Annotated in this window: 12 protein-coding genes; 8 read left to right on the plus strand and 4 right to left on the minus strand. The window is 46.1% G+C overall.

The features are described from left to right. Nucleotides 1–42: 42 nt before the first annotated feature. The 8 genes from QGT46_RS09320 (at nt 43) to QGT46_RS09355 (ending at nt 7745) form a co-directional block, all read left to right on the plus strand. Nucleotides 43–495: a PTS sugar transporter subunit IIA gene (locus tag QGT46_RS09320; RefSeq protein WP_024728539.1), complete on the plus strand. Its 453-nt coding sequence runs from the start codon at nt 43–45 to the stop codon at nt 493–495. A gap of 31 nt (nt 496–526) precedes the next feature. Next, nucleotides 527–1024, plus strand: coding sequence for a PTS sugar transporter subunit IIB (locus tag QGT46_RS09325; protein WP_301590533.1), 498 nt, complete (start codon nt 527–529; stop codon nt 1022–1024). 26 nt (nt 1025–1050) lie between these two features. Continuing rightward, complete coding sequence (locus tag QGT46_RS09330) at nt 1051–2673, plus strand: PTS system mannose/fructose/sorbose family transporter subunit IID (protein ID WP_024728537.1); 1623 nt, start codon at nt 1051–1053, stop codon at nt 2671–2673. Nucleotides 2674–2748: 75 nt separating this feature from the next. Then, nucleotides 2749–3729 carry a sugar-binding transcriptional regulator gene (locus QGT46_RS09335; protein ID WP_186992512.1) on the plus strand — a complete coding sequence of 327 codons (981 nt, stop codon included), beginning with the start codon at nt 2749–2751 and terminating at the stop codon, nt 3727–3729. 63 nt (nt 3730–3792) lie between these two features. Continuing rightward, nucleotides 3793–4815: an alpha/beta hydrolase gene (locus QGT46_RS09340; RefSeq protein ID WP_301590537.1), complete on the plus strand. Its 1023-nt coding sequence runs from the start codon at nt 3793–3795 to the stop codon at nt 4813–4815. Nucleotides 4816–5038: 223 nt separating this feature from the next. Next, nucleotides 5039–5632, plus strand: a complete 594-nt coding sequence (locus QGT46_RS09345; protein WP_301590539.1) for an anthranilate synthase component II — start codon at nt 5039–5041, stop codon at nt 5630–5632. Further along, the gene (gene pabB, locus QGT46_RS09350; RefSeq protein ID WP_301590541.1) at nt 5629–7002 is read left to right on the plus strand and encodes an aminodeoxychorismate synthase component I; all 1374 of its coding nucleotides are present in this window, start codon (nt 5629–5631) and stop codon (nt 7000–7002) included. The genes QGT46_RS09345 and pabB overlap by 4 nt, the downstream gene beginning before the upstream one ends. After that, nucleotides 6999–7745: an aminotransferase class IV gene (locus QGT46_RS09355; RefSeq protein WP_301590543.1), complete on the plus strand. Its 747-nt coding sequence runs from the start codon at nt 6999–7001 to the stop codon at nt 7743–7745. Before pabB ends, QGT46_RS09355 begins: the two co-directional genes overlap by 4 nt. On the opposite strand, the gene rpoN is transcribed toward QGT46_RS09355, so the two are convergent. The 4 genes from rpoN to QGT46_RS09375 form a co-directional block, all read right to left on the minus strand. Beyond that, entirely contained in the window at nt 7742–8998 is a 1257-nt protein-coding gene (gene rpoN / locus QGT46_RS09360) for an RNA polymerase factor sigma-54 (protein WP_301590546.1), read from the minus strand. The two genes, QGT46_RS09355 and rpoN, sit on opposite strands and share 4 nt — an antisense overlap. 48 nt (nt 8999–9046) lie before the next feature. Next, nucleotides 9047–11107 carry a HelD family protein gene (locus QGT46_RS09365; protein WP_301590547.1) on the minus strand — a complete coding sequence of 687 codons (2061 nt, stop codon included), beginning with the start codon at nt 11105–11107 and terminating at the stop codon, nt 9047–9049. Next, the gene (locus QGT46_RS09370; RefSeq protein WP_024728529.1) at nt 11097–11954 is read right to left on the minus strand and encodes a GNAT family N-acetyltransferase; all 858 of its coding nucleotides are present in this window, start codon (nt 11952–11954) and stop codon (nt 11097–11099) included. The genes QGT46_RS09365 and QGT46_RS09370 overlap by 11 nt, the downstream gene beginning before the upstream one ends. Nucleotides 11955–12153: 199 nt before the next feature. Further along, nucleotides 12154–12747, minus strand: a complete 594-nt coding sequence (locus QGT46_RS09375) for a nitroreductase family protein (RefSeq protein WP_301590550.1) — start codon at nt 12745–12747, stop codon at nt 12154–12156. Between the last annotated feature and the right edge of the window lie 102 nt (nt 12748–12849).

Here is a 12849-nt window from a genome sequence, read left to right on the forward strand (position 1 = left end):
ATGAACACAAAGGTGTATAAAACAAAACAGGAGGATATTATTTTGAAGGTTTACAGACAGGAAAAACTCAACAAAGATCTGCCGGGGATCATTTTGCTGAGCCACGGACCGTTTGCAGTCTCACTGGTAGAAACTGCACAGATGATTTTCGGAGACAGTGAAAACATCGCAGCCTTTTCTCTGGAAGCGGGAGATGATATTGACAAGTACAGAGAAGATTTTGCGGAAATGATTGAAGCATTTCCGGAGGGAAGCCTGATTATGGTTGACTTGTTCGGCGGAACACCGTGCAACCAGGTCATGAGATACATTCAGGAGACAGGAAAGGCACTGGAAGTTGCGGCAGGGATGAATTTACCTATGCTGATCAATGCAGTAATGTCCAGGGAAGAACTCAAAGGAAAAGAATTCAGCATGGACACTGTGGAAAATGGAAAAAAAGGAATCTTCAGAATCGATGTGGAAGGATTTCTTAATGATGACGATGATGAGTAAACAACCATAAATATAAAAAAGGAGAGAGCGTATGGCAAAGAAATTAGCAGTAAGAGTGGACGATCGGTTAATTCACGGGCAGGTGGTAACGCAGTGGGTCAATGTCTTTAAAGCGCAGCACATCGTGGTCATAGACAACAATGTGGCGAAAGACAAGATGCAGAAAAGCGTATTAAAGTTCGCAGCGCCGCCGGATATCAAAGTCAGTATTTTCTCTGTGGACAAAGCAGTGGAAGCATGGGGGAAAAACCAGTTCGGGACGAAAAATGTGTTCGTACTTTTCAGGGATGTAAATCAGATCGCCGAACTCCAGGAAAAAGGGGTATCCTTTGAAGAGATAACCATCGGACAGATGGCGATCATCAATGACAGAAAGCAGATTTATAAACAGGTAGGTTTGTCAGAGAGTGAGGCACAGACTTTAATGGATATTGAAAAGACCGGAGTGAAGTTATACTTCCAGATGCAGCCTACAGACAAAAAAGAGTCGTTGGAGATCATGAAGAAAACATTTCCTGATCTGCACTAATTTATTTACATAGGAGGAGAGAAACTATGACGATTACAATTTTACAGGCTGTTCTGCTTGGTTTATTCTGCGGGATAGCAAAATGCTGTGTTCCTTATACGGCCGGCGCTTTCATGTTCAATACCGTCATTTTTAACGCGGTGGTTGTCGGAGCTGTGCTCGGAGACATGCCGCAGGCGATGATTATAGGAGCATCACTGCAGCTGATTTACCTGGGAGTCATCTCAGCGGGCGGAAATCAGCCGTCAGATCCTTGTCTGGCCGCTTATATAGCAATTCCGGTTGCTATGGCTTCCGGGCTGAACACTACAGCAGCAGTTGCCTTGGCAGTGCCGGTTGGACTTCTGGGAGCACAGATTACAAATCTGATCTATTTAATGGCCGGATTTTTTGCCCAGAAAGGCGATACATTCGTAGAAAAGGGCAATGCGGCAGGGATGACCAGATGGTCGGTTATATACTGTGCCATCGCAAGAATTATCTGCTTTGGTGTCCCGGTTGCTATCGCGTTATATTTCGGAAGCGGTGCTCTTCAGGGTGTGCTGGATAACATACCTGCAGCAGTGACAAATGGCTTATCTGCAATGGGAGCCTGTCTTCCGGCCGTTGGTTTTGCCATCATTGCGAACCTGATTTCAAAACCAAAATATATTCCGTTTTTCTTTGCAGGCTTTTTCCTGATCCAGTATACGAAGATCGGAACCATTCCCCTGCTGATGGTGGGAGGATTCCTGACATTCCTTTACATCACATTTAAATCCAACGAGTTCCAGGGGGAGACAGACGAGGATGATGACGACGAAGATGAGGAAGAAGAACCGGCAGAGAAGCTGCTGAGCAAAAAAGATATTCTGAAATCCTGGGTGATCTGGTGGTTCAGCGCAGAGACCTGCCACAGCTTCGAGAGAATGCAGGCACCAAGCTTTTGTACCTCTTTAGTGCCGGCACTGAAAAAGTTCTATCCCGGAGAGGAAAACAAACCGCGCTATATTGAGGCATTAAAAAGAAATATGACATTCTTTAACACAGAAGCACACTGGGGTGGAGGACCGATCCTCGGACTTACCTTAGCGCTGGAAGAAAAGAAGTCACGCAATTACGAAGCGATTCCGGGAGAAGTTATTATGAATCTGAAAACCGGTTTAATGGGACCGCTGGCAGGTATCGGTGATACGATTTCATGGTCAACCCTGATGTACCTTCTGATCGGTTTATTCCTTCCGCTTGCCAAGAAAGGAAATCCATTGGGCGGCATCGGGCCAATTGTACTGCTGACCGTGATCTGCTTTGGAATCGGATATTTTTTGACACAGAAATGCTATACTTTCGGATACTCTTTTGCAGAAAATATGCTGAAGTCAGGCTTAGTCAACAAGATCATTGCAGGAGCAAGTATTTTAGGACTGTTTATGATGGGAGGGCTTGCCTCTACCTATGTGACAGTATCCACACCGATTAAATTTGCCACAAGCGCATACACTACGACACTCCAGTCCATTTTTGACTCTATCGTACCGGGACTGCTTCCGCTGATCGTTGTGCTCTGTGTATGGGGATATCTTTCAAAAGTAAAAAGAAATTATTTTGCGGCCACTTTGGGAGTTACAATAGTCTCTTTAGTATTGGGATGCTTGGGAGTTATTATTTAATTGAGCTGATTCTTTCGATTGACGTGTCCTCCCGGAGTTATGTATACTAGAAATATAGATTGAAAACAGAAAGGCGTGGGCAAATTGAGAGAAGAAAGATTCATCATCAAAGTGGTAGAAATGCACTATAAACAGGGAATGTCACAGCTGGAGATAGGGAAAAAGCTGAATGTCTCGAGGACGACCATCTCGAGGACCCTGGCTCAGGCCAGAAAAGAAGGATACGTGCAGATTAAAATCAATTATCCGGACGGGGCCATGACAAGTACAGAGACAATCCTGGAAGAAAAGTTTCATTTAAAAGAGGCAGTGATCGCCTGTGTAAAAGATGGTGAAGAACTCAGCGAAGAAATTGCCTTTTATGCGTCAGACTATATACTGAGAACGCTGAAGAACCATATGACTCTGGCCCTCACAAGAGGGGTAACCCTGCAGAAGACGGTGGAGTGTCTGGCCAAGGACGTGAGACTGAGGTTCCTCAAAGTGGATGACGTCAACGTAGTGCCGCTGATGGCGACGACCAATATTCCGCCCACGGCAGAAAAAGCATACCGCCTGGCCTATTCTAATTACCTGATCGATGAAGTGGCAAGGATCATCAACGGCAACGGTTATCAGCTGCTGGCGCCGCAGTATGTGACCTCCTCAGAAGTAAAAGAACATTTTCTGAATGAAGACAGTGTAAAAGAAGTCATGGATCTGGCCAGATCTGCAGATGTGGCAGTGATGGGAATTGGAACCATCAGCCAGAATTCGGCTATCATCAATGCAGAGATCATTCCGGTGGAAGAGTTTGATCGAATGCAGGAAAAGGGCGGAACAGGAGAGATTCTCTCACATGTTGTCAATGAGAACGGAGAACTCATCGAAGATGATTTTGAAGGAAGGCTGATCAGTTTAAGCCTGGATGACCTGAAGAAAATACCGATCCGTGTCGGCGTCGCTTACGGCATGGAGAAAAAGGATGCGATCTTAAGCGTCCTGAAAGGCCGGCTGATCAATGTGCTCATCACAGATGACGAAGTGGCAGAGTATCTGGCAAAAGTAGAATTATAATCATAAAATCCCAAAGAAGCATGTTCTTTGGGATTTTTTCTTTTGATATAGAAAGGCAGAAAAATGGAGATTTGTATTAAAGAAAAGTTAGAAGAGAAAACACCTCATGCATTTGAGAAGAAAGTCCTGGACAGGGAGATGGCAAAAGGGGAGCCGAGGGTCGGCATGTTCTATCAGAAAAACCAGGTTCCGTCGGAGGATCTGGATCTGGCCCTTCTGCGGACAGAGATGAAACGGGAAGGAGAGGATATTACCACAAGTGAAATCCAGGAGCTCTCTAAGATTATTAAAATAAAAGATCATATGATCAATATCCATATATACAGGGGAAAGGACACCGGAAAGAAAAAGAATGCGGTGCTGTTCATCCATGGGGGCGCATTTTTTGGCGGGGATGTAAAGACAAAAGGCAACCAGTGCCGGTATCTGGCAGAACAGGCAGACGCAGTGGTGATCTCACCGGAATACCGTCTGGCCCCGGAGACTCCATTTCCGGGAGCGGTAGATGATGTGATGGGGACTTTAGACTGGATTACAGAACATGCGGAGAAACTGAAGATCGATGAGGATAAGATTGCAGTCATGGGAGAGAGTGCAGGCGGCACCCTGGCTGCCAACTGCTGTCTTATGGATCAAAAAGAGAGAATCAAGCTGGCGGTTTATATTTATGGAGCCCTTGATCTGACTCCGGCAGAGAGGACACCGTATCACTGGGACTATTCTTTATATGACATGTATGAGGGGCAGAAGGATTATATTATGAACCGTCTGTTCCGTTTTAAAGAATTGACAGATTACATGGAAGACCTGTATGTGCAGAATGGATACTCCACAATGGACGGGGAGGTGTCTCCGCTCTACGCAGAAGATTTATCGAAAATGCCTAAGACTCTGATGGTTGAGGCAGAATTTGACTACTTTAAAATATGCAATGACGAATTTGTAAAGCGGCTCACTGAGGCGGGGATAAATACGGAGGTGATCCTGTATGAGGGCCTGGATCACGGATTTTTTGACCGGATCGGTTCACTTTCCCAGGCGGAAGACTGTATCCGGGAGATCGCCGAAAGAGTAAAAAGATTGTAGAAAAAGGAAATCTACAATCCGCATCCGGGCACTGTGAATCTGGGATGATTGCAGTTTTAAAATAATTGTGGTAAGATTTGAAGAGAAAAATAAAATAAACTGGTGTGCCCGGATGAAATCCTGTTTGCAGGAGAAAACAGAACGGAAGACTGCCGGAAGCGGACATATGCCTGAGGGCTGTGTCTGCTTTTGGCAGTCGTTTTTTATTTAAGGAGGTTTTAAAATGTATGTAATGGTTGATCATTATGATTCCTATGTATATAATCTGGTGAGGGAATTTCAGATTCTGGGAGCAGAAGTAAAACCGGTAAGGAGTGACTGCGCAGATTTTGAATCTCTGGAGCGGCTGCACGGGCAGAAGAAACTTCAGGGGCTGATCCTTTCTCCCGGTCCCGGAAGTCCCGGGGACTGTGTAAAATCCGTGGAGCTGGTGAGGAGGTTTACAGGCAGGGTTCCGATCCTCGGAGTATGTTTAGGGCATCAGATCATCTGTCATGCTTTCGGCGGCCGCGTCATCAAAGGGTCAAGACCTATGCATGGGAAACTGACGCCTGTAAGGCACAGACAGGAGGAACTGTTCACAGGGCTTCCTCAGGATTTTCTTGTGACCAGATATCACTCTCTGACCGCGGACAAAGCAAGCCTTCCAGAGGCACTCAGGGTAGACGCTGTCTCCCCGGACCGGGAGGTGATGGCGGTCAGCCACAGGTCGGAGCCGGTCTGGGGCGTCCAGTTTCACCCGGAAGCAGTACTTACGGAATACGGGCCGGAACTGCTTGCAAATTATATGAGGCTGTGTGAGAGGTGGAAAGCATGAAGACAAAGATAAAAAAGCTGGATTTTTACAGGGAGCCGGAAGAGGCTTTTTATCCGTACAGGGACGAAAAGTATGCCGTGTTTCTTGACTCTTCCATGAAGAATGAACAGGGCAGATATTCTGTCATCGCCCTGGAACCTTATCTTATTCTGGAGGAGAAAAATGGAGTGTGCAAAATAAACGAAGACATTTCCGGCGATCCTGTCGAGAAAGTTCTGGATCATTATCTGAACTTATATAAAGAAGAAAATATCACCGGACTGCCTGTGGTTTCCGGGGCATTTGGGTATTTGTCTTACGATTTCGGAAGAAAATTTGAGAAGATCCCGTCCAGACATGCAGACACGTTAAAGATTCCGGATGCCGTATTCGCTTTTTATGACCGTCTCATCATAGCGGACCAGGAAGAGAGACAGCTTTATCTGGCGTCAAGAGAGGAACTTACCGGCGCCGGTGAAGCATTTCGGGAGATGGAAGAGACACTGCGGAAGGTTACGATTCCTGATTTTTCGCAGAAACAGGAGGGGAGAGCGGAGTTTTTTCCGAATTTCAGGAAGGAAGAGTATGAGAAAGCCGTGGAACAGATGATTGCTCATATTGAAGAAGGAGATATTTATATTGCCAACATGACACAGCAGCTTTCGATTCCGGGAAACGGAAGGTGTTATGAGGTATTCCGGTATTTGCGCACTTACAATCCGTCTCCGTTTGGAGCCTATATGAACTATGGGGAATTTCAGGTGATATGTGCCTCTCCGGAACGTTTTCTCAACGTAAAAGACGGCATCGCCGTGACAAGACCGATTAAGGGAACCAGAAGAAGGGGTGAAAACGCGAAGGAAGATGCACTGCTGAAAAGGGAGCTTTCAGAGTCGGAAAAAGACCGAAGCGAACTGCTGATGATCGTGGATCTGGAACGGAATGACTTAAACCGCGTGTGCATGCCAGGAAGTGTCCGGGTGCCGGAACATTGTGTGCCGGAGGAGTATGCGACCGTATTTCATTTGGTCAGCACCGTGACAGGGAAACTGGAAGACCATATGTCTGTGGACAGGCTGATAAAAGCCATGTTTCCGGGGGGATCGGTAACCGGGGCTCCGAAGATCCGGGCAATGGAGATCATTGACCGGCTGGAGCGGAGCAGAAGGGATCTCTATACCGGTTCCATCGGGTATTTTTCACTGAACGGGGACTGTGACTTCAATATTGTAATCCGCACAGCAGTTTATAAGAACGGAAGATATCATCTGGGTGTGGGCGGCGGCATCACGTGGGAATCAGACCCGGAGTTTGAATATGAGGAAACGATGCAGAAAGCCAAAGCAGTGCTGGAAGCTATCGCGGCAGGAGAGAGGAGACAGGAATCATGATATTACAGGCGGATGAAGGGTATTATTTTGGAATCGGGGCATTTGAGACAATGGCTCTGGAAGACGGACGACCGGTGTTTTTTGACTGGCATATGGAAAGGCTTGAGGGGGCGGTGAAACATTTCGGTATCCCTTTTGAAAGGAAATCGGCAGAAAAAATGGTGTGGGAATATCTGGACCAGAACAAAGAAAAGCTTTCCGGGCATGATGCTCTGAAGACTGCGGTATCAGAGAAAAATTTTGTGACCTCTGTGCGCCCAAATCCATATGCGGGAAAAGATTCAGATACAAAAGTCCGTACAGCGTACAGCGAGATTCGAAGAAACGAGACATCACCGCTCACATACTATAAGACACTAAACTACGCAGAAAATCTGATGGAAAAGAGGAAGGCGGCACAGCAGGGATTCGGCGAAGCTATTTTTCTGAACGGAAGAGGAGAGATCACAGAGGGAACCGTATCCAATGTGTTTTTTGTAAAGGGCGAGAAGCTTTATACTCCGCCCGTTTCCTGCGGGATGCTTCCCGGTATCATGAGAGCATATATATGCCGGTCTTTTCAGGCAGAAGAGACGGTCATCCGGCCGGAGGACATAGAAATGTACGATGAAATGTTTCTGACCAATTCCCTTATGGGTGTTATGCCTGCAGAGAGTCTGGGAGAGCATCAGTTTCACTCTGTAAAAACGGCACAGAGACTGAGACGCCGGTGCAGCCCGGGGCATTTTCAGCCTGCCCTCTAGGTCTCTTTTCTGTCGTAGGTGCCTTTGATCCCCATCTGTTCCCGGTATTTTGCGACAGTCCTTCTGGAGATGGAGATTTCCTTTTCTTTTAAAAGGGTGCAGAGTTTCTGGTCACTGTACGGCTTTCTCGGGTCTTCTGAGGCTACCAGTTCTTTTAAGATCGTCTTGATATCTCCCGTGCTGACAGACGCGCCGGAAAACAGGGATCTCATGGAAACGATGCCGTACGGAAACTGAAGATATTTGCCCTTGATGCCGCGGCTCACCGTGGAGGCGTGCATGTCGATATCCCCGGCGACGTTGTTCATGGTCATAGGCTTCAGACAGCCATGGTTTAAAAAGAAATCAGGCTGTCGTGCAAGAACGGCTTCTGTGATCTTTAACATGGTCTGTCTGCGCTGTTCAATGCTTGCGATGATAAAACGGCACCGCTCATATTTTTTTTGAAAATAGTCTTTCAGTTCCGGGTCTTTTGCGTCTCTTAGCATTTTTACATAATAGTCGTTCAGAGAATAATTTCCTACCCAGTCGTCGTTCAGCCGGATATCCCACTGGCCTTCCTGGTATGTGACGATGATATCCGGCGTGATATATTCGGTCCTCGCCGTTGAAAATCCCTGGAGCGGCTTGGAATTCAGGTTACGGATGACGGCAATGTTTTTTCGGACTTCTGCCGTACTGATCTTTAATTTCCTGGAAATGGTGCTGATATGGCCCAGGGCAATGTCATCCAGATGATCCAGAATGATCGTCTCCAGGATATCGGTTTTTTTGCCTTTCACCTCCAGCTGTTTGAGCAGATACTGGGACAGATTTTCAGAAAAGATTCCTGCAGGTTCCAGATCGGAGAGCACGTCATAGCACATCCTGATCTCATGTTCCGGGATGGTTAAGAGAACGGAAAGTTCATGAACAGAAATCTTAAAGAAACCGCCGGAGTCCAGGCAGTCGATCATGAACTTCATGGTCTGCCATTCCATCGGTGTGAAATCATTCTGGTTCAGCTGATCCAACAAAAAGGTTTTGACTTCCTCCGTGTTTTCGGCCGGGATGTCAAAACTCCGGTTTTCAGAAACGGTATAGGAAGAGGAGGACGGTGAATAATCCAGGATTGGATTTTCAATATATTCATTTTGCAGGAACTCAGACAGCTCCCCATTATCCAGTGCCAGTATATTCAAAGACTGGATCTGTGACTGGGACAGCTGCTGCTTTTGGTTCAGTTCCAGGCTTGTGCGGTAAGACGTATCCACGAAATCCTCCTCCTTTTCACGTGCTCATTTTAATATAGACATATTATATCATATATCGTTCTCCAGGGCACACTCCGCGAAGCAGGAGATTTCTTGGGTGTACAGGAGGGTCAGCCGGTGCATGGCTCTTGTGCAGGCAATATAAAGCAGATTTCTGTCATGTTCGGTTTTGTAAGTTTTGCTGTCTGCATCGGGGATGATCACTTCATCAAATTCCAGGCCTTTGGACATCCTGACGGAAGTGACCGTGATGCCGTGCTGAAAGCTGGTACTCTCGGGAGTGAGAAGATGGACTTCAAATTCTCTGGAGAGCAGATCATATACTGCAGCGGCCCTGGCATTTGTTTTTGTGATGATTCCAAGAGAAGAACTGCGTCCCTCTTTAAATTGTATGACAGCAGTTTTAAGTTTTTCAAGATGGTCCGCTTCATCGGTGCAGGCATAGGAGGCAGGCGGTTCACCGCGGCGTTCCACCGGCTCTAAGCAGTCAGAATCAAGAATACGTTTGGCAAAAGTCATGATTTCATAAGTAGAGCGGTAGCTTTTCTTCAGTTCCGTAAATTTCCCAGTCTTATAGATTGTTCTGATATCTTCTAAACTGTGAAGGTGATATGGATGTATGGACTGCCCAAAATCACCGAGTATTGTTTTTGAGCAAGGAAACAAAAGATTGATCACAGCATACTGTATCGGAGTGTAATCCTGCATTTCATCGATCACCAGGTGTTTTGTGATCCTGCTTACGTTTAAACCTTCAAAGGCCGCTGTCAGGTATAGAAAAGGATATACATCAGGCCATTCCAGAGTGTTTTTTGCAGGCAGCACCAGCATTTCCGGTACTCCCGCTTTTCTGTAAAAATCTTTGTATAGTGCAAGAGTACTTTTCACAGAAAGTATGGAAGTCAGCTTTTTCAATATTTGACTGGCCCTGGGAAGGTCTTCCTGCATAGTATTTTCTGCATGAAAACGGTCACAGATATCGTCTGCCGTCATTCTCAGACGTTGTTTTACCGGGTGTTTTCTGTAAGCGTCAAACCGTTTCATGATCCATTCTTTTTCAGCCTTAAAATGACCGAGAGACACATCATCAGGAACAAAGATCTGATGGGGCATTTCTTCTATATAATTATCCATGAGACGAACAAAATCCAGTGATGATTTAAAACGGACTCTTTGTATATAAGACGCATCGCTTAATTCCAGGGGATCTTTTTCTGATTCAAAATCAACGGAATGTTCCAGCTGGATTCCGGCAAGTTCAAAAAAACTCAATTCATAGATGGGTTCCTCACCGAGTTCGGGGATGACATTTGAAATATAATCTCCAAACACTTTATTTGGGGAAAGGATTGTCACATTTTTGGAACTCAGCCGGTCTTTCAAACGGTAGAGGAGAAATGCGATGCGGTGCAGTGCAATGGAAGTTTTTCCTGAACCGGCGGCCCCCTGGATGATCAATATTTCAGTTTCTTCATCCCGTATGATCCGGTTTTGTTCCTTTTGAATCGTAGAAATGATCGTTTTCATCTTTTCACTGGAAGTATGGCTCAGCTCTTTTTGAAGGACATCGTCCTGTATATTTGCAGAAGTCTCAAGGGCATATTCAAGGACCCCGTTTTTGATGCCAAACTGCCGTTTCTTTGCAAGGTACCCCTCGATCCTGCCCGACGGCGCATCAAATCCGGCCGGCCCGATCTCGTAATCGTAGAACATACCGGATATGGGTGCCCGCCAGTCAAGGATCAAAAGTTCATATCCATGCCGGAAAGAAAAACGCCCGATATAATATGTTTCCGGCCTTAGGCTGCCTTTTTCGCAAAAATCGATTCGTCCAAAATAAGGAGAATCCTTCAATTTGCAGAGCCTTTCATACATTTCTGCTGCAAATGCGCCTGTGTGGTCTGTCTGTTTTAATAGCAGCTCATTTTGAAACATTTCATGGGGATCGATCTCTCCCCGGGCCTCGGACATATAATGTCTGGCATCTGTGTACTGCCGGTCCAGCCGGCTTACAGCTTCCTCCGCCTCGCGGAGTGCCTCGTCAAGCCTGGTCCGGATCAATGTAAGGTGCTCCCATTCATCCGGGAACTGTAATTCTTTATTTTCCATGATCCTGCTCCTCCCTGCTCAGAATAAACCTTTGTGTGGGATAGCCGAACTCAATGAGAAGTTCTGCCTCTGCAAATCCCAGGTCCTGGATTTCTCTGCGGTGCCCTGTGTCTGCCCTGTCTCCTTCTCTGAATGTGGTAATACTGATTTCTTTTCCGTTCAGCAATTCTGTCATGACTTTCTCAAGAAAGGCTTTTGGTATGCCCTTTTTTCTATACAGAGGATGTACACCCATGAAATCAATGGCACCGGTTTGGTACGAAAAGAGCATGATACCCACAGCGCAGTTTCCGTCTTTTAAGATCAATGCCTGCTTTGTTCTGATCTTTTGGCGTAGAATTGCTTCATATTCATCCTCATGCAGGTGGGGAAACCCGTCAATGACAAGGCGTACCAGTTCCATCCAGCAAGGGATGTCATCTTCTGCCGCGAATGTCACATTCCAGTTCGAAGCTTCTTTGCTGTTTAACATAGGATAGTTACCTCCAAAATCAAATTTAAGCTGAAGGGGATAGAATTTTTCATTTTCTCTGTATTTTCCTGGAGATGTCTTATACATTGCCGTAAAAATATTTGAAAAGGCCTGCTGGCTTTCATACCCTGACTTCAGAGCGATATCAAGAATCGGCTGTTCTGAAAAAACAAGCAGTTTAGCGGCTTCAGTCAGACGCCGGCGCTGAATATAATCGTGCAGAGTCAGGCCCACAGCAGCAGTGAACATCCGGTGCAGGTGGTATTTTGAATAGTGCATTGCTCCGGAGATGATTTCCAAGTCCAGTTTTTCGGACAGATGAGATTCAATATAGTCAATGACCGATACGATCTTTTCTATTTTTGTGTAATGCATTTTTTGATTCTCCTTTCACTGGAATTGATTATAACTGCACAGGACAGAAGGGTTTTCATCATTCTTGCGGTTTTCCTGAATAATAAAGAAAACAGGCTTATCGTTGGCTTATTCATTCATGATGGGTATACAAAGTGATCAAGCCCCTTTACTTTTTCTTTTGGGAGAGTAAAGGGGCTTATTTATGGAAAGAGACAAACTATTCCGTTATCCATTTGGTAATACAGCTGATGTCATTTCTCGGCCGGGGATCAGGGGATTCATCTGCATATCCGACTGCCAGCGCGGCAAAGAGCTGTCCTTCCGCGTGAAGCCATGTTGTCAGTTCTTCAAGGGCAAAGAAAATATCACAGATCCAGAGGCTTCCCAATCCCAGTTGACAGGCGGTAAGAGTCATATTCTGGATCGCAGCCCCGATCGACTGGGCGTTGCAGAGCTCAGAGATACGGTCTTCTTCTGTCAGAGAGCGCGACAGGTCAAGGCCTAAAGCATTGGTGATGAATATAGTAACCGGAGCCTGCCTCATGATTTCAAGCGTACAGCGCGCGCCGTTCAGATGAGCGCTGCTGTCCGGCAGAAGGGGATTCACTTCTTCTCTTATGATACCCTGTTCCATAGCCGAGAGCATCCCGGCTTTTGCAGTGCCTGAGACGACGGTAAACCGCCATGGCTGCCTGTTTTTTGAGGACGGGGCCAGAATTCCGGCCTGAATGATCTCCTCTATAATCATGGGAGATACATCAGTTTTTTTAAATTTCCGGATACTGCGCCGCTTTAAAATGGCGTCTATCATAATAATCTCCATTCCGCCGCCAAGTCGGCGGCACAAATAGTAATGAAAGTCTTTCACTTTTCCACATTGCTGATAAAATAGTTTTTAAAGAAGCTATACTAC

Source organism: Anaerostipes faecis (genome assembly GCF_910574135.1).
GTDB lineage: Bacteria > Bacillota > Clostridia > Lachnospirales > Lachnospiraceae > Anaerostipes > Anaerostipes hominis.